Annotated in this window: 17 protein-coding genes; 10 read left to right on the top strand and 7 right to left on the bottom strand. The window is 68.9% G+C overall.

The window, feature by feature from the left end; all coding sequences use genetic code 11:
• The first annotated feature begins 255 nt into the window (after positions 1-255).
• Positions 256-4,230, top strand: coding sequence for an nSTAND1 domain-containing NTPase (locus AC6CID_RS04110; RefSeq protein ID WP_064061784.1), 3,975 nt, complete (start codon positions 256-258; stop codon positions 4,228-4,230).
• On the opposite strand, the gene AC6CID_RS04105 is transcribed toward AC6CID_RS04110, so the two are convergent.
• The 5 genes from AC6CID_RS04105 to metG form a co-directional block, all read right to left on the bottom strand.
• Complete coding sequence (locus AC6CID_RS04105; RefSeq protein ID WP_071934493.1) at positions 4,194-5,546, bottom strand: aminodeoxychorismate synthase component I; 1,353 nt, start codon at positions 5,544-5,546, stop codon at positions 4,194-4,196. The genes AC6CID_RS04110 and AC6CID_RS04105 overlap by 37 nt on opposite strands.
• Before the next feature lie 12 nt (positions 5,547-5,558).
• Entirely contained in the window at positions 5,559-6,440 is an 882-nt protein-coding gene (locus tag AC6CID_RS04100; RefSeq protein WP_024103206.1) for an RNA polymerase sigma-70 factor, read from the bottom strand.
• Positions 6,437-7,588 carry an NAD(P)/FAD-dependent oxidoreductase gene (locus AC6CID_RS04095; RefSeq protein WP_081263403.1) on the bottom strand — a complete coding sequence of 384 codons (1,152 nt, stop codon included), beginning with the start codon at positions 7,586-7,588 and terminating at the stop codon, positions 6,437-6,439. Before AC6CID_RS04095 ends, AC6CID_RS04100 begins: the two co-directional genes overlap by 4 nt.
• A 134-nt stretch (positions 7,589-7,722) precedes the next feature.
• Positions 7,723-8,862 (bottom strand): DUF2786 domain-containing protein, encoded by a 1,140-nt coding sequence (locus tag AC6CID_RS04090; RefSeq protein WP_051121661.1) that lies wholly within the window; start codon positions 8,860-8,862, stop codon positions 7,723-7,725.
• Between the two features lie 86 nt (positions 8,863-8,948).
• Positions 8,949-10,529, bottom strand: a complete 1,581-nt coding sequence (metG, locus tag AC6CID_RS04085; protein ID WP_006553813.1) for a methionine--tRNA ligase — start codon at positions 10,527-10,529, stop codon at positions 8,949-8,951.
• A 22-nt stretch (positions 10,530-10,551) separates the two neighbouring features.
• Between metG and AC6CID_RS04080 the strand changes: the two genes are divergently transcribed.
• The 7 genes from AC6CID_RS04080 to AC6CID_RS04050 all read left to right on the top strand — a co-directional run bounded on the left by AC6CID_RS04080 (position 10,552) and on the right by AC6CID_RS04050 (position 17,743).
• Positions 10,552-11,382 carry a TatD family hydrolase gene (locus tag AC6CID_RS04080; protein WP_060652139.1) on the top strand — a complete coding sequence of 277 codons (831 nt, stop codon included), beginning with the start codon at positions 10,552-10,554 and terminating at the stop codon, positions 11,380-11,382.
• A 40-nt stretch (positions 11,383-11,422) separates the two neighbouring features.
• Complete coding sequence (locus tag AC6CID_RS04075; protein WP_220666131.1) at positions 11,423-12,499, top strand: maleylacetate reductase; 1,077 nt, start codon at positions 11,423-11,425, stop codon at positions 12,497-12,499.
• A gap of 79 nt (positions 12,500-12,578) precedes the next feature.
• Positions 12,579-13,007, top strand: coding sequence for a DoxX family protein (locus tag AC6CID_RS04070; protein ID WP_019288774.1), 429 nt, complete (start codon positions 12,579-12,581; stop codon positions 13,005-13,007).
• Positions 13,008-13,148: 141 nt separating this feature from the next.
• Positions 13,149-14,828 carry a sulfatase family protein gene (locus AC6CID_RS04065; protein WP_024103212.1) on the top strand — a complete coding sequence of 560 codons (1,680 nt, stop codon included), beginning with the start codon at positions 13,149-13,151 and terminating at the stop codon, positions 14,826-14,828.
• Between the two features lie 392 nt (positions 14,829-15,220).
• The gene (locus AC6CID_RS04060; protein WP_006553818.1) at positions 15,221-16,348 is read left to right on the top strand and encodes a resuscitation-promoting factor; all 1,128 of its coding nucleotides are present in this window, start codon (positions 15,221-15,223) and stop codon (positions 16,346-16,348) included.
• A gap of 53 nt (positions 16,349-16,401) precedes the next feature.
• Positions 16,402-17,310 (top strand): 16S rRNA (adenine(1518)-N(6)/adenine(1519)-N(6))-dimethyltransferase RsmA, encoded by a 909-nt coding sequence (gene rsmA, locus AC6CID_RS04055; protein WP_006553819.1) that lies wholly within the window; start codon positions 16,402-16,404, stop codon positions 17,308-17,310.
• A 226-nt stretch (positions 17,311-17,536) separates the two neighbouring features.
• A complete protein-coding gene (locus AC6CID_RS04050; protein ID WP_006553820.1) occupies positions 17,537-17,743 on the top strand; it encodes a cold-shock protein in 207 nt (68 codons plus the stop codon).
• A 63-nt stretch (positions 17,744-17,806) separates the two neighbouring features.
• Here the strand turns inward: AC6CID_RS04050 and AC6CID_RS04045 are convergent, their stop codons facing one another.
• On the bottom strand, positions 17,807-18,073 hold the full coding sequence (locus AC6CID_RS04045; protein WP_006553821.1) for a hypothetical protein: 267 nt from the start codon (positions 18,071-18,073) through the stop codon (positions 17,807-17,809).
• Between the two features lie 89 nt (positions 18,074-18,162).
• On the opposite strand from AC6CID_RS04045, the gene AC6CID_RS04040 reads away from it, so the two are divergent.
• Together AC6CID_RS04040 and AC6CID_RS04035 are read left to right on the top strand one after the other, a co-directional pair.
• Positions 18,163-19,098 carry a 4-(cytidine 5'-diphospho)-2-C-methyl-D-erythritol kinase gene (locus AC6CID_RS04040; protein ID WP_037216304.1) on the top strand — a complete coding sequence of 312 codons (936 nt, stop codon included), beginning with the start codon at positions 18,163-18,165 and terminating at the stop codon, positions 19,096-19,098.
• 43 nt (positions 19,099-19,141) lie between these two features.
• Complete coding sequence (locus AC6CID_RS04035) at positions 19,142-20,935, top strand: ABC-F family ATP-binding cassette domain-containing protein (protein ID WP_498353603.1); 1,794 nt, start codon at positions 19,142-19,144, stop codon at positions 20,933-20,935.
• Positions 20,936-21,243: 308 nt separating this feature from the next.
• Here the strand turns inward: AC6CID_RS04035 and AC6CID_RS04030 are convergent, their stop codons facing one another.
• Entirely contained in the window at positions 21,244-21,579 is a 336-nt protein-coding gene (locus tag AC6CID_RS04030; protein ID WP_064060580.1) for an acyl-CoA dehydrogenase family protein, read from the bottom strand.

The raw sequence follows: 21,579 nt of genomic DNA, 5'->3' as shown, positions 1-21,579 counted from the left end.
CGGGGCCGAACGTATGTGGAGCATGCCTCCACGCCGACCCGGAACTACCCCTCGTCAGTCCCTATCGGCGTGGAGGCCCCCGCCCCACACTGCAAGGCCGAACCTTGCGTGGTCACCACTCTTCCCCGTGTTTGATGGGGACGAAGAATACCGACCGGCGCGGAACCGGTATCATCCCTGCTCAGACGTGGTGAGGAATTTTTCCGCAGCGGATGTTTGCAGGCGGGGAACGGGAGCACGAAGGGCGCGGAACGGATGTCAGAGACCGGCGGAAAGCCTGGTTCGGCGCAGCGTCAGTTCTTCGCCGACCAGTTGCGCATGCTGTTCGCCGCAGCCGGTCGTCCCGCCCTCAAGAAGGTCGTCTCGGATGCCGCGACCGTCGCCCGGGCGGTGGGCAGCGACCGGACCGTCTCCGTACAGCGGGTCAGCGACTGGCGCAGCGGCAACCGGATGCCGGCCAACTTCGAGTCGGTGCATCCGGTGCTCGTGGTCCTCATCCGCGCGGCGCGGGAGCTCAACGCCGAACCGCCGGCCCCCGGTCTGTACTCTCTGAAGCAGTGGGAGAACTGGTGGAAGGCCGCGCGCGGCCAGGCGAACGCTCCGCGCACCAAGGAATCGGCATCGGTATCGGTGCCGCCCGGGATCCGCCCTTACAAGGGACTCGCCTCCTACCGTCAGAACGACGCCCGGTTGTTCTTCGGGCGCGCCCAGAGTGTGCGGACCCTCGCCGACGTGGTGACGGCCTCCCACGGGCAGGGCCCGGTCGTGGTGACCGGTGCCTCCGGCGTCGGCAAGTCCTCGCTCGTACAGGCCGGTCTCATTCCCCAGCTGTGTTCCGCGCCGGACTGCCACCCGGTGGTCCTCACCCCCGGCACCGACCCGGTGGCACGACTCGTCGACGCGCTCCCCGAACTGACCGACGTCGGCGACCCCGCCGACCACACCGCCGTCCACGCGGCCCTGCGTGCCGCGACCTCCCGTACGTCGTCGTCCTTGCTGCTGATCGTGGTCGACCAGATCGAGGAACTGTTCACCCAGTGCAGCGACGTCGCTCTGCGCACCGAGTTCCTCACCCTGATCGAGACGGCGTCGACCGGTTCGGACGGCGACGCGCCCGCACTCGTCGTCGCGACGATGAGGTCGGACTTCTACGACCAGGCAGTGGGCACTCCCGTGCTCGCCCGGGCCCTCGAACGGCGGACCAAGACCGTCCAGCCCCTCGACCGCGACGATCTCGTCGAGGTCATCACCGCGCCCGCCAAACTCGTGGGTGTCCGCCTCGAACCAGGTCTCGTCGACCTCATCCTCCACGACCTCACCGGACTGGCCGACGGTGAGATCAGCGGCACCGAGCTTCCCCTGCTGTCCCACCTGCTCGACTCCCTGTGGGACAAGCGCAGCGGGGGCACGCTCACCGTCGCCGCCTACCGCGCGACCGGCGGGGTCCGCGGATCCGTCGCCGCCGGCGCCGAACGAGCGTGGGAGAGTCTCGCCGACGATTCCGACCGTGCCCGTGCCCGCTCGATGCTCGTCCACCTGGTGTACGTCACCACGACCGGCACGGACGTCAAGATCGCGCGGTCGCTGAACGAACTGCTCGCGGTCGGCGGGGAGGATCGCGACGCGTCGAAGCGCGTCCTCGACCATTTCGTGTCGGCACGTGTGCTCGTCGTCGACGCCGACTATGTCGAACTCATCCACGATGCGGTGATCGACGCGTGGCCCCGACTCAAGTCCTGGATCCAGCAGGACCGCGCCGGTGCCGCCCTGCGACAGCAGATCGAGGCCGACGCGTCGACCTGGCTCGGCTCCGGACGCAACCGCGAGCTGCTCTACCAGCGCGGACGCATGGACGTCGTGTCCGAGCAGAATCCGCACCTCGCCATGGCGGGCACTCCCGAGGGCCGGCGCGGGCCGGTCGCGCTCAGCCCCACCGCGGTGGCCTTCCTCGACGCCTCCCGCCGGCAGATCGCCCGCGAGACCCGGACCCGGCGGGTCGGCATCACCGCGATGGCGCTGTCCACGATCATCGCGTTCGTCATGACCGGACTGGCCTGGGACGCGAAGAGCCGGGCCGAGACGGCACGGAGCACCGCGCAGTTCCAGCAGATCGTCGCGCTGTCCGACTCCCTGCGGGACAAGGACTCCACGATCTCGGCGAACCTGGCGCTCGTCGCGGCCGAACTCCAGCCCGACAGCCCGGTCGCGTACTCGAGGCTCATCGCCAGCCAGGCCGTGCCCCTCGCCTACACACTGAGCGGACACACCGGGCCGGTCTACGGCGTCGTCGTCTCCCCCGACGGGGCCACCCTCGCGTCGGCGAGCGATGACGGCACCGTCCGCCTGTGGGCACTCGACGGCGACGAACCGTCCGCCGTGGGCGAGCCGTTGCGGTTGTCGTCGAAGTACATGGCGTCCGTCTCGTTCAGCCCCGACGGCCGTTTCCTCGCGATCGGGGCAGGTGACGGTGGTGTGTGGATCTACGACGCGTCCGATCGTGCCGCGCCGCACGTGGTGCTCGACCGGCAGGTCTACGCCGACGGCGCCGTGCACAACGTGCGGTACTCACCCAACGGGCGGGTGCTCGCCGTGCCCTACGACGACGGGCACGTCGCACTCGTCGACACCTCGGATCCCGGATCGGGCCGGTTCCCCGTCACCTTGGTCGACGAGCACGACGGTGGTGTGCGGACGGTGGCCTTCCGTCCCGGTGGGCAGGTCCTCGCCACGTCGAGCGACGACCGCACCGTCCGGCTATGGGACGTGAGCACGCCCTCGCGGCCGGTGCCGCTCGGTGAGCCGCTCACCGGTTTCGGCGACGTGGCCCATTCGGTGAGCTTCAACGGCGACGGCACGATCCTCGCGGCGAGCAGCGACGACGGTGTGCTGCACCTGTTCGACACCACCGATCCGCGCGCGGCCCGCCCGCTGGGGGTGCCGACGAACGCCCACACCGGCGGTGTCTGGAACATCGCGTTCCTCCCCGACGGACGCACACTGGCGAGCGCGTCCTGGGACGGCACCGCGAAACTGTGGGACGTCGACCCGTCGACACGAACCCTCGACGAGATCGGCCCGCCGCTGACCGGGCACGGAGGCGGTGTCCCGACGCTCGCGGTGAGCCCGACCGGGACCACCGTCGTCACCGGCGGACAGGATTCCAACGTCCGGGTGTGGACGATGCCGCAGACCCGGATGGCGGTCGCCGACGGAGCGCTGACCAGGCCGGCGATCGATCGTGCCGGAGCCCTCGTCGCGACCGGCAGCTACGGACCGGATGTCACGCTCTGGCGGGTCGGTCAGGGCGGCGACTGGAACCGCGCCGGTGGGATCGCGTTGCCGCGCCCGCTCGGCGGTGCGTACGTGTGCGCGCTCTCGCCCTCGGGCACGATCCTGGCCACGGCACCGACCTCCGGCGGCAGCGTGCAATTGTGGGACGTGCGCGATCCGGCAACACCGAAGCCGTTCGGCGATCCGGTGCCGCTCGACACGAGGTTCACCTCCGCCCTGGCGTTCGGACCCGACGGCACGACCCTCGTGACCGGCGCCGACGACTCCACGGTGCAGTTGTGGGACATCGCGGATCCCGCCGAACCGGTGCCGTGGGGCCAGCCGCTGACGGGACCGAAGAATCTCGTGCGCAGTGCTGCCATCAGCCCCGACGGCCGAAGTCTCGTGGTCACGAGCGCCGACAGCGAGATCTACGCCTGGAACGTGACCGATCCGCGCTCCCCGACACGGGTGAACGTCTCGGACGGGCACGCAACCGGCGTGAACACCGTGGCCTTCGACGGGTCGAGCGACGTGCTGGTGACCGGCGGGGACGACCACGACGTGGTGGTCTGGGACCGCACCGAGTCCGGTGACTTCGTCGCCCGCGAGACCCGGTTGAGCGGCCACACCGGCACGGTCTACTCCGTCTCCATCACCCTCGACGGCACCCGCGCGGTCAGCGGCAGCGACGACGGCACTGTCCGTCTGTGGGACGTCGCCGACCCGGGCGGCATGCACGAGATCGGTGGCCCGGTCACCGACATGGGAACGGGACGATGGCAGGTGACCTTCGCGCCCGACAGCACCATCGTCGCCGCCGGTGGCGACGGTCTGCTCCGCACATGGGGGCTCGACGCCGATGCCGTCGTAGCCCGCATCTGCCGTTCCACCTCGGTGCGACTCGAGGAGGTCCTCGACCGTTACGAGTTGCCGTCGCCTCCCGACGAGGTGTGCTGAACGGCTGCCCGCGCGTCGCCGAGCGCGAGGATGCTGGCGGCCTTGTCGAGGCATTCCTGCCATTCCGCGTCGGGATCGGAGTCGATGGTGATGCCGCCTCCCACACCGAGCGCGCACACGCCGTTGCCGCTGTCGTCGTGCCCGAACTCGACGGTGCGGATCGCGACGTTCAGTTCGGTGCCGGCGATCGGACTCGACATGCCGACGGTGCCGCAGTAGACACCTCGCGCGGAACCCTCCCACCTGGTGAGCAGCGTCCGGGCGCGGAGTTTCGGGCAGCCCGTCACCGATGCGGGCGGGAACGCCGCGTCGAGCACATCGGCGACCGTCACACCCGGTCGCCGCTCCGCCGCGACGGTGGACACCAGATGCCACACGCCGGGTGCGGGACGCACCGTCAGAAGATCCTCGACCCGCACCGAACCGGTCTCGGCGACGCGGCCGAGATCGTTGCGGACGAGATCGACGATCATCACGTTCTCGGCGACGTCCTTGACCGATGCCCGTAGCCCGGCGGGGTCGGCGGAGAGGGGGAGGGTGCCCTTGATCGGACTCGACCGCAGCGTGTCGCCGTGGAGGGAGACGAACAGTTCGGGCGAGAGCGACGCGACCGCACCCCACGATCCCTGCAGGTAGGCGGCGCGCGGAGGGTCAGTCCGGGAGATCCCGTCGGCGAAGAACGCCAGCGGATCGCCGTCCCATCTGCCCGTGAACCGCGTGCACACGCACGCCTGGTACACCTCGCCGGCGCGGATCGCGTCGAGACAGTGTTCGACGCCGCGGCGGTGCTCGTCGCGAGGCGGTGGTGTCCAGTCGATGTGCCAGTCCGTGGCGTTCGTCGACTCTGTGGCGTTCGTCGGCGGGGCGGCGGTCGACGGTGAATCGAGGACTGCCGCGGCGAGATCGTCGGGGCAGGGTGCGGTACCGAGGGTCTCGTACCACCAGCACCCGTCGGCGTCGAGACGCAGGACAGTGTCGGTCCACCCGCTCGCGGCGAGGGGCAGCGCGGGTCGGTCCGGGATGCGATCCGGGTAGGCGAGATAACCGATGCGCCCGCCTCCGATGAGCGGCCGGTCGTCACTCCGCTGGAAGCGCCGATCGGCACCGCCGGGCCCGGGAGCGTCCGCGGGGAGGGAGAAGACCTCTGCCGGTGGGACGGATTCGACGGACACGGACGGGACGAGCACGGCCGCCGCCCCGAACCATTCACCCGACAGTGCCGCCGGGGCGGGGATCGCGAGGATCCTGGCGCGTTCTGCGAGTGCACCGAGCACGCGATCGACGGTGCCGCCGCGGCCGAGTCGTTCCATCCGCATGGCGTCAGCTTGTCATGTCTGGTCGGAAGCATCGGGACGAGCCCGGAGATGCGTGAGCTTGTCGGGATTGCGGACCACGTAGACGCCGGTGATCAGGTGGTCGTCGATCTCGAGGTGCAGCACCATGTCGAGGACACCTGCCGAGTAGACGAGGAAACCGGGCATCGAGTTCACCACGGCCGGCTCGATGGTCATGTCGGGCAGCGGATGCCGGACCAGTCCGAGGAACAGGCCGGCGACCTTCGCGGAGCCGAAGACCGGAACTCGGGCCGCAGTGACCTTGCCGCCACCGTCGGCGAGGTACCGCACGTCGGGAGCCAGCAGCGACAGCAGTCCGTCGAGGTCGCCGGTGGTGGCCGCGGTGAGGAACGCCGCGACCACCCGGTCGGTCTCGTCGCCCGCGGGAGTGAAGCGTCGCTGCCGGGCATGGACGTGCTCGCGGGCGCGGTGCGCGATCTGCCGGACGGCACTCTCGGTACGGTCGACCGTCTCGGCGATGCGCCCGTACTCGAAACCGAACACCTCGCGCATCACGAAAACCGCGCGTTCGACGGGCGTCAATGTCTCGAGCACCAACAGCATCGCGGTCGACACCGACTCGGCGAGTTCGACCTCGGCGGCTGCGTCGGGGGCGGTGAGCATCGGCTCGGGCAACCACGGCCCGACGTAGTCCTCCCGGCGGCGTTGCGCCGAGCGCAGCGAGTTCAGCGCCTGACGCGTCACGATCTGCGCCGCGTAGGCCCGCGGATTGTCGACGCTGCCGGTGTCGGTGCGGGCCCAGCGGATGTAACTCTCCTGCAGGACGTCCTCGCTGTCGGCGACACTGCCGGTGATCTCGTAGGCGATCGAGAACAGCAGTCCCCGATGCTCGGTGAAGACGTCGTCGCCGGTCATACGTGAGCCTTCTCGCGTGCGGCGGTGTCCGGTCCGCGTCGGGACGGCAGGGCACGTCCGCGCGCCTGGAGTTGCATGGTGTGGATGGTCCCACGAACGACGGCTTCCTTCACCGGTGCTGCGAGCCGACCGCGCAGGGCCCACCTCGACGGGGTGTCGTCGCGTGCCGACAACTGCACGACGCCGCGATCGCGGCCGAGAGAGATGCAGGTCGTGACGAAACCGAGCGAGAGCGGTGCCGGCTCGCGTCCCTGCAACAACTGCCACACCGTGTCGGCGCCGTGGATGCCGAGCGGCATCGCCGCCTGGCAGCTCATGCGCAGGTGGTCATTGCCGTCCACCACCACTGCGTCGCCCACGCCGACGATCGGCGAGCCGTCGACCGCCTGCAGGGTGTCGCGCACCCGGAGACGACCGTCGTCGTCGACCGGCAGGCCGCTGCGACGGGCCAGGTCGGGCACGGAGAAACCGGCCGTGCGGACCACGAGGGTCGCGGGGATTTCGGAGCCGTCGTCGAGGACGACCGAGCCGTCGTCGATGTGGGCGACCCGCGTTCCCGACCGGACCTGAACGCCCAGTTCGTCGAGCCGGTGGCGGATGTAACGCTGCGTGTTCACAGGAAGGGCCGCTCCCGGATCGCCGACGAGGACGAGGGTGTGCCGCGGATGCGACTGTGCGAGTTCGGTGACGGTCTCGAGACCGGTGAGCCCGCCACCGATCACGACGACGGAGGCGTGATCGTCCGCCTCGAGGAGCGCGTCGCGCAGGGCAGTGGCGGAGTCGAGGTCGGCGACGGAGAACGCCTTCTCCGCACCGGGGATCGCGCCGGAGCCCGTGGTGCTGCCGACGGCGTAGACCACCGCGTCGCATGGCAGGACCGTGCCGTCGGCGAGGGACACCGCGTAGGGCTCGATCCGTACGGCCGTGCCGACGTGCAGCGTCACCCGCGGGTGCAGGAGATCGGACAGTTCGTGTGTGGCGGTTCCGGATCCGGCCGCCACCTGGTGGAGCCGGACGCGTTCGACGAAGACCGGTCGCGGGTTCACGACGGTGACCGCCACCTCGGGGTGTTCGGCGAGCAAGCGGTTCGCAGCCATCACTCCGGCGTAGCCCGCCCCTACGACCACCACATGGAATTGCGTCGTCATCGCTCTGTTCCCTTCGCTTGTCGGAAGTGGTGTCACCGATAGGACACCGCTCGTGGCAGGGATGTGACACGGCGCCACCGCCAATTCCTGTGACGCCCGTCTCCTGCTGTCGACCTCGTCGGTGATCGATCCGGTCAGCGACCGACCGTGCGGAATTCCGTTGTCAGCGAGGCGGTCTCGGCCGCATCCCGACCGGCGTGGAAGCCGTCGGCGTCGACCCCGCGGCTACGCGAGTCGCGGGTGACGGGGAACAACCGCCGGAACTCGGTGTCGACGGCGTCGGAGCGTCTGGCGAGGATGGGTGCGAGTTTCGTGATGGGCATCTGCGCGTCGGCGGCGGCGTGGGCGGTGGCCCGGACGTCCGCCTCGCGGAGACGTTCGCCGATCCGGTGCGCGTAGCCGGTGAGGAAGGCGCGGCGGAAGGAGGTCGCGGACGATCCGCGCCGCCCCGCCGTTCCGGCCGCCTGCACGGCCCGTCCGGCCTGCACGAGCAGCGAGGTGTACAGCATCTCGGCCTGCTGCAGGTCGGTGGCGGTACCGACGATCGTCGCGATCTGCACCCGGGTGAACCACACCGTGCGCACGCGGTTCGCGTCGCCGATGGCGGTGAGGAGCAGGACCTTCTCGCGGATGTACGGGCTGTCGAGGTGGATGCGCCGGCCGACGACCGGGTCTGTGCCGGAGTCGGGTCCGGCCAGCAGCGCCGCACCCACGGCGTGACGCGAGACGAGTTCCTGCGCCTTCGCGGTGAGCGCTTCGGCCTCGTCGGGGAAGTCGGTGGACTCGGCCTTCGACAGCAGTGCCCGGATGCGTTCGAGGATCCGGGTGTCGGGCGGGGCGGGCGCAGACGGGTCGCCGGACCGGACGGACGGCCATCGCGACGGCGGGGGTGTGAGGATCGCGAAGGACGGCAGGTACTTCCAGGTGAAGGCGAGCCCTTCGATCTCGAAGCGGGTGACGTCGGGGAACGCGCGGAACAGACCGTCGGCCAGGGTCGGGGCTCCGGCGGCGTGGGCCGGACGCGGGTGCCGGCGGGTGATCTCGTCGAGCTGCCGTACCCACTCGACGGGGGCGCGTTCGGCCGCGCGCCGGATCTGCGCGTCGAACAGCATCGTGGCCGCCGTCAGTGCGACATCGGAGGGACCACCCGAGCGGGCCGTCACGTGGAGCACGTCGGCGGGCTGCCATCCCCGCTCGTAGGCACCGCCCAGCTCGGCGAGCAGGGAGTGCTCGTTCAGGCCATCGGATCGAACATGTGTTCTATCGCTGCGCATGCGCCGCAGTGTTGCGCACGGCACCGACAGGTTTGCGCGGCGACGGAGAACACGCAGGTGAAGCTCTCCGTCGCCGGATCGGACGCTCAGTCCTCGTCGACGTAGCGCGGGAACACCGGTGCCGGGGCGGGCAGGGTCGTGCCCGGAGCCAGGCGGGTCGCGACGGCGTCGAACTGCCGTGCCTCGGGTGTCTGACCGAGGAGATCGAGGATGTTCGCGGCGGCATCGGGCATCACCGGCTGGACGAGCAGACCCACGATCCGAACGACCTCGAGCGTGACGTACAGGACCGTCGCCATCCGCTCGGGATCGGTCTTGCGCAGCACCCACGGCTGCTGCGCCGAGAAGTAACGGTTGGTCTCGCCGAGGACGTGCCAGATCGCTTCGAGACCGAGGTGCAGGGCCTGCGCGTCGAACTCGGCGCGCACCTTCGCGAGCAGCGCGTCGGCCTGGGCGAGCATCGCCTCGTCGTCGGCGGTGAACTCGCCCGGCGTGGGCACGGTGCCCTCGAGATTCTTCGCGACCATCGTCAGGGAGCGCTGCGCGAGGTTGCCGAGGTCGTTGGCGAGATCGGCGTTGATGCGGGTGACGATCGCCTCGTGGCTGTAGCTGCCGTCCTGGCCGTAGGAGATCTCGCGGAGCAGGAAGAAGCGCAGCTGGTCGAGGCCGTACCGGTCGACCATCTCGAGCGGGTCGACGACGTTGCCGACCGACTTCGACATCTTCTCGCCCTTGTTGAACAGGAAGCCGTGGACGAAGACCCGCTTCGGCAGTTCGAGCCCCGCCGACATGAGGAAGGCCGGCCAGTAGACGGTGTGGAACCGCGTGATGTCCTTGCCGATGATGTGCAGGTCGGCGGGCCAGTAGCGGCGGTAGGACTCCGATTCGGTGTCGGGGAAGCCGGCGCCGGTGAGGTAGTTGGTCAGCGCGTCGACCCACACGTACATGACGTGATCGGGGTGATCGGGGACCGGCACACCCCAGTCGAAGGTGGTGCGGGAGATCGACAGGTCCTTCAGGCCGCCGGAGACGAAGCTGACGATCTCGTTGCGGCGGGTGGCCGGGGCGATGAAGTCGGGCTGCTTCTCGTAGAGCTCGAGCAGCTTGTCCTGATAAGCCGACAGCCGGAAGAAGTAGGTGGACTCCTCGGTCCACTCCACGGGGGTGCCGGTGTCGGTGGAGATCCGCGAGCCGTCTTCGAGCAGGGTGGTCTCGCCGTCGGTGTAGAACGCCTCGTCGCGGACCGAGTACCACCCCGCGTAGGTGTCGAGGTAGATGTCGCCCGAGTCGACCATGCGCTGCCAGATCGCCTTGCTCGCCTCGAGGTGATCGGCGTCCGTGGTGCGGATGAACCGGTCGTACGAGATGTTCAGCCGCTTGTCCATGGCCTCGAACACGTCCGAGTTGCGGGACGCGAGTTCGGTGACCGGGATGCCTTCCTTCGCGGCGGTCTGCTGCATCTTCAGGCCGTGCTCGTCGGTGCCGGTCAGGAAGCGCACGTCGAAGCCGTCGAGACGCTTGAACCGCGCGATCGCGTCGGTCGAGATGTACTCGTAGGCGTGCCCGATGTGCGGGGCGCCGTTCGGGTACGCGATCGCGGTCGTGACGTAGAACGGCGGGCGGGTGGGATCGCCGGCAGCCGGGCGGGAGGAATCAGGCGCAGTCATGGTGGCCAGTAGTTTATAGGGCGTGAGCGCAGCCCGTCCCGCCCCCGAAGCCCCGCAGCCGTTGAGTCCCCTCGTCGACGCCCACACGCACCTCGACGCGTGCGGTGCCGAGGACGCCGCGACGACCTCCGCGATCGTCGATCGTGCCGCCGCGGTGGGGGTCGGACGCATCGTCACCGTCGCCGACGATCTCGAGGCGGCGCGTTTCGCCGTGCGGGCTGCGCACTGGGACGACCGCGTCCACGCGGCCGTCGCCATCCATCCCACCCGCGCGAACAGTCTCGACGACGCTACCCGCGCCGAGATCGAGAAACTCGCCGCCGACCCGCGCTGCGTCGCGGTGGGGGAGACCGGCCTCGACCTCTACTGGCCCGGCAAGCTCGACGGGTGCGCCGAACCGGCCGAGCAGGAGGAGGGCTTCCGCTGGCACATCGACCTCGCGAAGCGACTCGGCAAGCCGCTGATGATCCACAACCGCGAGGCCGACGCCGACCTGCTGCGTGTCCTGCACGACGAGGGCGCACCCGAGAAGGTGATCTTCCACTGCTTCTCGTCGGATGCCGACATGGCCCGCCGCTGCGTCGACGCCGGATACCTGCTGAGCTTCTCGGGCACCGTGAGTTTCAAGAACGCGAAGGCCCTGCGTGAAGCGGCGCCGCTCGTGCCCCGCGAGCTGGTGCTGGTGGAGACCGACGCGCCGTTCCTGACCCCGCATCCCTTCCGGGGCGCGCCGAACGAGTCGTACTGCCTGCCGTACACCGTGCGCGCGCTCGCCGAGGTGCGGGGCGAGGACGCCGAGGAACTGGCGGCGGCCACCACCGCGAACGCCGAGCGGGTGTACGGACTTTCGTAAAGGGCACGCGCGTCCCCACTCCCGTCGTGAGAATACGGGCATGCGCTCCTTCGTCTACAACTCTCATCCGGTACGTGTGATCTTCGGCCCCGGTACCGCCTCGCGGGTCGCGGACGAAGTACGTCGACTCGATCGTTCCCGCGTTTTGCTGCTCGCCGGCGAGCACGTGCGGCACCAGGCGGAACTGGTCGAGAAGTATCTCGGCGATCTGCAGGTCGCGCGTTTCGACGGCGCGGTGATGCACACGCCGGTCGAGGTGACCGAACGGGTCCTCGGCCGGGTCACCGAGCACGACGTCGATGCGGTCGTCGCGGTGGGTGGCGGCTCGACCACAGGACTGGCCAAGGCACTGGCACTCCGCACGGGGATCGATCAGGTGATCCTGCCGACGACCTACGCCGGGTCGGAGGTGACGCCCGTTCTCGGTGAGACCGCCGACGGGGTGAAAACCACGCGTTCGTCGCCCGACATCCTTCCCGAGACCGTGATCTACGACGTCGAGTTCACCACCTCGATGCCCATTCCGTTGGCGGTGACCAGCGCGATCAACGCGATGGCCCACGCGGTCGAGGCCCTCTACTCCGAACAGGCCAATCCGATCGTCGACGCCCTCGCGCTCGAGGCCGTGGCCGCGATCGCCCGGGGTATCCCGGCGCTCGGTGCGGATTCGGCCGATCCCGAGGGGCGTTCGGATCTGCTGCTCGCGGCGTGGCTCTCCGGAACCTGTCTCGCCTCGGCGGGAATGGGGCTGCACCACAAGCTCTGTCACGTGCTGGGCGGCTCGTTCGACCTGCCGCATGCCGCCACGCATACCGTCGTGCTGCCCCACGCGCTCGCCTACAACGAACCGTCGGTACCGCACGTCATGGTGCGGGTCGCGCAGGCGCTCGGCACGGATTCGGCGTCCGCGGGCGTCTACGATCTCGTGACGGCGGCCGGTGGGCCGACGAGTCTCGAGGAACTGGGGTTCCGGGAGTCCGATCTGGACGAGGCGGCACGACTGGCGACGGCGAAGCCGTATCCGAATCCCCGGGAGGTCACGGAGGTGGGCGTGCGACGGTTGCTGGGGGAGGCGTTCGCCGGTACCCGTCCGGAACCGGCGCAGAAGTCTGGTTGAAGCTACAACCAAGGGCTGCTACTTTAGTTGTCGCTTCAACTAAGTGGGGCTCTCCGGCCTCCTACCCGAAAGGCTCGACATGAAGACCCCTCTCGTCCGCGACCTCGGCATCCTCGTGGCCCGACTCGTACTCGGCGTCATCTTCCTCGCGCACGGACTGCAGAAGTTCAATTCGTGGGGATACGAAGGCACCAAGGCCGGCTTCGAAGGAATGGGCGTGCCCGCCCCGGCCGTCTCGGCGTTCGTCGCCACCTGGATCGAGATCCTCGGCGGTCTCGCGCTCATCCTCGGTGTGCTCGTCCCCGTCTTCGGCGTCCTGCTGTTCCTGCTCATGCTCGGCGCGTTCTTCATCGTGCACGTGGAGAACGGAATCTACGTCGGCGACGGTGGTTTCGAACTCGTGGCCGCGCTCGGCGCAGGGGCCCTCCTACTCGCCGCGGTCGGTGCGGGAGCGTTCAGCGTCGACCGATTCCTCGCGCGGAAGGTTCCGCTCCTGCGCACGGCCTGACCTGCGGTTCCGCGGCGCTGTGGACGATTTCCCCCGATCGTCCTCAGCGCCTCTTCCGTCCGATGACGCGCGCTTAACGCATATGTCTTGTTATTCTCCTGCACGACATACGCGTTCACGGATCTCTCCGACAGGACCGATATGACCGTGCAGCAGGCTGTTCCGCGTCGCGACACCACGTGGAATGTCAATCGACGGACCTTCCTCGTGGGCGCGGGTGCGCTCCTCGCTGCCGGCCTCGTGGGCGCCGGATCATCTGCGGCACAGCCTCGGACACCGCAGCGTCCCAACATCCTCATCATCATGACCGACCAGGAGCGCCAGCCGATGCACTGGCCGGCCGACTGGGCGCGCAACAACCTGCCCAACCGGCAGCGTCTGGCCGACACCGGGCTGACCTTCACGCGGTCGTTCTGCAACGCCGCGATGTGCTCGCCCAGTCGCAGCACGTTCTTCACCGGCCTCTATCCCGCCCAGCACGGGGTGGTGAGCACCCTCACCGAGGGTGGCACGCTCTCGCCCACCGAACCCGTGCTGCCGGTGGACGGCCAGAACATGGCGAAGATGCTGCTCTCCGCCGGATACGACGTCCACTACCGCGGCAAATGGCACATGAGCAAGGGCGCCGACGGCGGCGACCCGTCGCCCGACGACATCGCGCGGTACGGCTTCGCGGGGTGGGAGCCCCCGGAGGCGGGGCAGGACACAGCACCCGAGAACTTCGGGGGTGGCTGCGCCGACCGCGACGGCAAGATCGCCTCCGACGCCGCCGAATTCCTGCGGTCGCGCAGCGCCTCCGACGACAGGCCGTTCGCGCTCATCGTGTCGTTCGCCAATCCTCACGACATCCTCTCGTACCCGAAGACTTGGGATCAGGTCGACGGTGACTGCAACAACTACGGGGCCTTCGCACCCGAAGCCTTCGAGCAGGGAATCGACCTGCCGCCCACCATCGACGAGGACCTGCTCCGCAACTTCAAGCCCACCGCCCAGGCCGAACTGCTCCTGCTGCTCGCAGGTGCGCTCGGTCCGCTCGTCGGTCCCGAAGCGGCACGGCAGTACGTCAACCTGTACGCCTACATGCACAAGGTCGTCGACCAGCACATCGGGACGGTTCTCGATGCGCTGGAATCGGTTTCGGGCATGCGCGAACGCACCGTCGTCTTCCGGGTGGCCGACCACGGTGAGATGGGGCTCTCCCACGGCGGACTCCGCCAGAAGGCCTTCAACGCCTACGAGGAGACGCTCAATGTCCCTCTCGTGGTGAGCAATCCGGTGATGTTCCCGAGGCCGGTCTCCACCGACGCGCTCGCGTCGCTGATCGACGTCATGCCCACCCTCGCGACGATGGCCGCCGTGCCCGACCGTTCGGCGTGGACGTTCAAGGGCGTCGACCTCACGCCCGTCATCGAGGGCGCGTCGTCCGGTGGCACGCCGCCACAGGTGCAGGACACCGTCCTGTTCACCTTCGACGACGAGAATGCCGCCGCGGCCAACGGGCAGACGACGGTGAAGCAGCCCAACCACATTCGTGCTGTCCGGCAGGACAGGTGGAAGTACGCGATGTACTTCGATCCGTCGGGACGCGCGCTGCCGCAGTTCGAGCTCTACGACCTGCACGACGATCCGCTCGAGACGCGCAACCGCGCGAACCCGCTCGATCTCGCGAACTTCGACCCGGTGCAGGTCGCGACCATGCACGCCGTCCTGATGGACGTGATGGCCCGCACGGGCACCACCCCGGCTGTGACGATTCCGCAGTTCCCCGTACCGAGCGGATCCGCCGATCTCCCGATTCCCAGCGGGTCGGCCGGACGCTGACGAAGCCGATCACCGGCAACCGCGACCATCGGTAGGCGGTCCCGGAAACCGCTGCGCCCGCGAAGCCGGCCGCTCCGTCCGAGCCTGTGGGCATCGGCACCTCGAACGCCCCCGCATGGGGCAGGGCACAGCTGCGCGCGATCCTCGGCTACCTCACGGAGTCCATGTCCTTGCCGCCCGAATCGCGAGGAAGTTCTTCTTCCGAGTGTCGATCGAAAATGGCGATTTCGGACACTGGAAAATGATCGAGCTAATATCGATCCGATATCTGTGACGTGCGCCGTGATCTGACAGAAATCATGATCTGTGCAGGTAAAAGCGATGAAGTTGCGATAACAATGCCGTCTCGTTACCGTGCTGTGATCACAGTTGTCGTCCGTCTGGAAATAATCGTGTCACCTTTCACCAAGATCAATCGCCTCAAGTCGCCGGTGTTCTACTCGGTGGTCGCCGCCGTCTTCGTCACCCTCGGTGCCGGTGGCGCCACTGCTGTGGTTCAGCACAAGGACGTCGTCCTCGACGTCGACGGTGAGCAGCGTGCCTTCGGCACGATGAACTCCAACGTCGGCGACATCCTGGCCGCAGCCGGCTACACCGTCGACGAGAACGACGTCGTGGCCCCGGCCGTGGACTCGTCCGTCTCCGACGGCGACACCATCGTCCTGCGACAGGCTCGCGAGCTGCGCCTCACCGTCGACGGTGAGGAGCGCTCGGTGTGGACCACCGCGCTGACCGTCGACGAGGCGCTCGACCAGTTCCGCCTCTCCGACGACGCCTACGTCTCCGCCTCCCGTTCGCACCGCCTCCCGCTCGACGGTGCCGATCTCGAGGTCGTCAACCCCAAGACGGTGCGCTTCGCCGACAACGGCGCGCCCGCCGCCGAGGTGCGCGTCGCAGCGCCGACGGTCGCCGAGTTCCTCGAGGCCCAGGGCGCGAAGCTCGAGCAGGCCGACAGCGTCACCCCTGCCCTCGACGCGGAACTCGCGGAGGGCATGGAGGTCGTGGTCACCCGCGACCGGACCGAGTCGCGGACCGAGAACCTGCCGATCGCCCCGCCGGAGAACCGCGTGGACGATCCGAACATGCTCGAGGGTGAGGCCGCCGTGAGCGACCCGGGTGCTCCGGGCGAGCGGTCGGTGACCTTCGACGTTCACACCGTCAACGGTGTCGAGGTCGGACGCGCCGAGACCGCTTCGAAGGTCCTCGTCGAGCCGCGGCCCGTCGTGGTCCGCGTCGGCACCAAGCCGAAGCCCGCCGTGCCGGCCTCCGGTCGCGGCTCCACCTGGGACGCTCTCGCGCAGTGCGAGGCGACCGGCAACTGGGCGATCAACACCGGCAACGGTTTCTACGGTGGCCTGCAGTTCACGCAGCAGACGTGGGCCGGCTTCGGCGGCACCCAGTACGCGCCGCGTGCCGATCTCGCGACGCGCGAGCAGCAGATCGCCGTCGCGGAGAAGGTCCAGGCGGCCCAGGGCTGGGGCGCCTGGCCATCCTGCACCAGCAAGCTCGGTCTGCGCTGACCGGCGCGGGTGTGCGCGGTGTGACCTGCTCCCGAGTGCGCTAGGTTCACCACGTGTCAGCAGACGATCCCGAAACCACTCCGAGGGCCACTCCGGCTTCTCCGCGCGGCCTCGCCGCGCTGCTCGGGCCCGCCGAGGTCCGCGCACTCGCGGAGGAGTTCGGGGTGCGCCCGACGAAGCAGCTCGGCCAGAACTTCGTGCACGACGCGAACACGGTGCGCCGCATCGTCAACGTCGCCGGGGTCGGCCCTGAGGATGTCGTGCTCGAGGTCGGGCCGGGCCTGGGTTCGCTCACCCTCGCCCTGCTCGACGTCGTCGACCGTGTGGTCGCTGTCGAGCTCGATCCCGTTCTCGCGCAGCGTATTCCCGTTACCGTGCGGGAGCGGGCCCCGCAGCTCGCCGACCGCTTCGACGTCGTGCACATGGACGCGATGAAGGTGCTGCCGAAGGATCTTCCCGTCACGCCCACCGCGCTGGTCGCGAACCTGCCCTACAACGTCGCGGTGCCGGTGCTGCTGCACCTTTTCTCTGAATTCCCTACTCTGCGAACCGCTCTCGTGATGGTGCAGGCCGAGGTCGCCGATCGGCTCGCAGCAGAACCGGGCGGTAAGATCTACGGCGTACCCAGCGTGAAGGCGCGGTTCTTCGGCGACGTCCGCAGGGCCGGCGCCGTCGGGCGTGCGGTCTTCTGGCCCGTTCCCCAGGTGGAATCGGGCCTCGTGCGTGTCGACCGCTATGCGGAGCCACCGTGGCCCACCGACGCCCGGACACGCGCCCGGGTCTTCGCCGTCGTCGACGCGGCCTTCGCTCAACGGCGAAAGACGTTGCGCGCAGCGTTGAGTGGATGGGCAGGTTCGCCCGCGGAGGCCGAGAGGCGCCTGCTGGCGGCCGGTATCGAGCCGTCGACCCGCGGGGAGAAGCTCGACGCCGCAGCCTTCGTGCGGCTCGCAGGGGTGGAGTGATCCCGGTCACTCTTCCTGGCGGTCGGATGCGATGTGTGGTTAAGTTGTCCTCGGTCGTTAGGTAGTGTGTTCGTGGTTTACCCCTCGCACATTTCTGGTTGCGAGCGGATGCGATAGCCACGATGGAATCGTTTCAGCCGTGTAGTGACAGACCCGGGGGCCGAAACCGACTCCCGACGAGACAGAACGTCTACATCCGTTCTGCCTGCAAGTGAAGGACAGCAACATGGCTGAAGGTACTGTGAAGTGGTTCAACGGCGAAAAGGGCTTCGGCTTCATCGCTCCCTCGGACGGCTCCGCTGACGTCTTCGTGCACTTCTCCGAGATCCAGGGCCGCGGCTTCCGCACCCTCGAGGAGAACCAGCGCGTGAGCTTCGAGATCGGCCAGGGCCAGAAGGGCCCGCAGGCCACCGGCGTGAACGTCATCGGCTGATACCGATAACTCTCCGAATCCGGGCCGGCACCTCAGGGTGCCGGCCCGGATTCGTTCGTCCGGTCAGCCGATCATTGCCCCGTAACCGGTGATGCCCAAGTTCGACGAACCGGTCGACGAGCCCGCCGAGTCGGCGGAGCCGGTCGCCATTCCGGCGGAGCCCGTGGGAGGGGTCACGCAGTCCACGAGATTCAGCGAGCGCAGGACCAGGTCGCCGAGCGAGCAGACGCGCGGCGGAGCCGGTTCGGCCGAGGCGACGCCGGCGGTTCCCATGGTGGCCGCCACGGCGACGGCGCAGACGGCGACCGCATTACGTACGGAACGAGTCACATTTCCTCCAGAGTGTTCAGAGTCGATCGATCGTAGAGCGTGGCCGCGGCGGTCGGGAAGCATCCGTATCCCGAGTAAGCTCTGTACTCGTGCTTTCCGTCGTGCCGACCCCCGTGACAGTGAGGGTCCCGTCCAAGGTCAACCTGCATCTCGCGGTGGGTGACCTCCGTCCTGACGGCTACCACGACCTGCACACCGTCTTCCAGGCTCTGTCCCTGTACGACGAGGTGTCGGTGGTCCCGGCCGACACCCTGAGCGTGACGGTGCGCGGCGCGGGCGCCGAGTCGGTACCTACCGATTCGACGAACCTGGCGTGGCGCGCCGCCGAGATGATGGCGGAACGGGCCGCACGTACACCCGACGTGGCGATCACGATCGACAAGGGCATCCCCGTGGCCGGCGGAATGGCCGGTGGCAGCGCCGACGCTGCCGCGACGCTGGTCGCGCTCGACACACTGTGGGGCATCGGGGCGCCCCGGGAGGACCTCGCGGATCTCGCCGTCCGCCTCGGCAGCGACGTGCCGTTCTGCCTCCACGGCGGAACGGCGATCGGAACAGGGCGGGGCGAGCGCCTCGTCCCCGTCCTCACCCGCGGCACCTTCCACTGGGTACTGGCCCTCGCGAAGGGGGGCCTGTCCACACCGGTCGTCTTCCGTGAACTCGACCGGCTGCGTGCCGAGGGAGAACCTCAGCGCATCGGCAGCGCGGATGCCGTGCTCTCCGCGCTCGGCTCCGGCGACGCCCACCAGCTCGCGCCGCTGCTCGGCAACGACCTGCAGGCCGCGGCCCTGTCCCTCGACCCGATGCTGCGACGCACGCTCCGGGCGGGTGTCGAGGCCGGGGCCCTGGCGGGCATCGTCTCCGGTTCCGGCCCCACCTGCGCGTTCCTCGTCGAGGACCAGCACGCCGCCGTCACCGTGAGTGCCGAACTCGCCGGTGCCGGTGTGTGCCGTACGGTGCGGGTCGCCTCCGGTCCGGTGCCCGGAGCCCGTGTCGTCGGCGACGCCGATCCCGCACACTCCTGATCCTGTAGTACATCCCCGCAATTCTCGGAAGGCGTTCCTCCACGTGGCGAATCTGATCAACCTCGAACAGGTCTCGAAGTCGTTCGGCATCAAGCCGTTACTCGACTCGGTGTCCCTCGGCGTGAACGAGGGGGAGCGGATCGGTGTCGTCGGCCTCAACGGCGGCGGCAAGACGACGATGCTCGAGGTGCTCGCCGGCATCGAGGAGCCCGATTCGGGCCGGGTGAGCCGCGTGAACGGTCTGCGCATGGCCGTCGTGACGCAGCGCGGCGGTCTGCCGGAGGGCTCGACCGTCGGCGAGGTGGTCCTCGGGCCGCTCGATGTGGCCGAGCACGAGTGGGCCGGTGATGCGCGCATCCGCTCGGTGCTCACCGGTATCGGCATCGACAATCTCGGTCTCGACGCGGTCGTCGACGGTCTGTCCGGTGGTGAGCGTCGCCGGGTCGCCCTCGCCGCAGCCCTCGTGCAGGATCTCGACCTGCTCGTCCTCGACGAGCCCACGAACCATCTCGACGTCGAAGGCGTGCAGTGGCTCGCCGAGCACCTGCTGTCGCGGCGCAGCGCGCTCGTCGTCGTCACCCACGACCGCTGGTTCCTCGATACCGTCGCGACGCGCACCTGGGAGGTCGTGAACGGCCGGGTCGAGAGCTACGAGGGCGGCTACAACGACTGGATCTTCGCGCGCGCCGAGCGTGCCCGCCAGGCCGACGCGATGGAAGAACGCCGCCGCAATCTTGCGCGCAAGGAACTCGCGTGGCTGCGTCGCGGAGCTCCGGCCCGCACGTCCAAGCCGAAGTACCGCATCGAGGCCGCCGAAGCGCTGATCGCGAACGTGCCGCCGCCGCGCGACTCGGTGGCGCTGGCATCGTTCGCGAAGCGCCGCCTGGGCCGCGTCGTCATCGAACTCGAGGACGCCACCCTCACCACCCCGGACGGGCGCGAACTGGTCCGCGACCTCACCTGGCGTCTCGGTCCGGGCGAGCGGATCGGTCTCGTCGGCGTCAACGGTTCGGGCAAGACGACCCTGCTGCGCACGCTCGCGGGCGAACTCGAACCGGCGCAGGGACATCGCGTCCAGGGGCAGACCGTCGAGATCGGCTGGCTGCGGCAGGAACTCGACGACCTGCCCACCGACATGCGGGTGCTCGACGCCGTCAAGGACGTCGCCGAGCGGATCACACTGGGCGACAAGGAGATTTCCGCCGGTCAGCTCGCCGAACGTCTGGGCTTCACACCGGCGCGGCAGCGCACCCCCGTCGGCGACCTGTCCGGTGGTGAGCGTCGCCGGTTGCAGCTCACGCGCGTGCTCATGGCCGAACCGAACGTGCTGCTCCTCGACGAGCCCACCAACGACCTCGACATCGACACCCTCCAGCAGCTCGAGGACCTGCTCGACGGCTGGGCCGGAACCCTCGTGGTCATCAGCCACGACCGGTATCTCGTCGAACGCATCTGTGATTCGACGTGGGCCCTGTTCGGCGACGGCCGCCTGACGAACCTTCCCGGTGGCATCGAGGAGTACCTGCGCCGGCGCGCGGCCATGGGCGACGGCGACGTGCCGTCGGTGGCGTCGACCGTCTCGAAGACCGGTGACGCCGCCGAGCAGCCGAAGAAGCGCGACGGTGCCGCCGAACGCACCGCGCGCAAGGAACTGTCGCGCCTGGAGCGTCTCGTCGCGAAGCTGACCGAGAAGGAGGAGAAGCTGCACCACGACCTCGCGGAGGCGGCGACCGATCCTGACCGGCTGCAGAAACTCGACGCGCAGTTGCGTGAGGTGGTCGCGGAGAAGGAAGCGGCCGAGGAGCAATGGATGGAGCTCGCCGAAGATCTCGACTGAATCCTCTTGATCTCGAGTCGGCTCGAGGTCGCAGGATGGGCGTCGTCAGAAGGAACGCCCATCAGGAGGATCCATGTCCGTCACCGAAACATCCGGTACCTCTACGCATCTCCCGCAGTCCCGGCTCGCGCGTTCCGCCGTGGTGGTCGTCGTCGCCCTGGAGATGCTCCGTGCGCGTGACTGACACGAGTAGGGGGAGGAAATATGCGCTTCCGCAAGGAAAGTCGCACATTTCCTCCCCCTGATTCGGGCAGAGGCCTACGGTCAGGTCGAAGCAGCGCTGAGCGCGGGACGCGCGAACCGCTCGATCAGGTCGTGTTGCCCGACGAGACGATGTGCGGGGTGGCGATGCCGTGGCTGAACAGCGCCGAGATCAGGCCCGACGAACCACCGGCGAGGATGATCTCTTCGAGGATCGCGAGCATGTCGAGGGCGGTGCCGCCCGACCCGCCGTGCTCCTCTGCGACGGAGGCGCCGATCAGGCCCGCGTCGGCGGTCTTGCGATGCAGTTCGCGCGGGATCTCGCCGGCGCGCTCCCATTCGTCGAGGTGGGGGACGATCTCCTTGCGGGTGAAGTCGGCAGCGAGTTGACGAAGTGCCTTCTGCTCGTCGGTGTCCCAGCGGATCACTTCGGTGGTGGTCAT

The sequence above is a fragment of the Rhodococcus sp. GQ147 genome (assembly GCF_059759155.1).
This window is presented reverse-complemented; position numbering and strand designations above follow the sequence as displayed.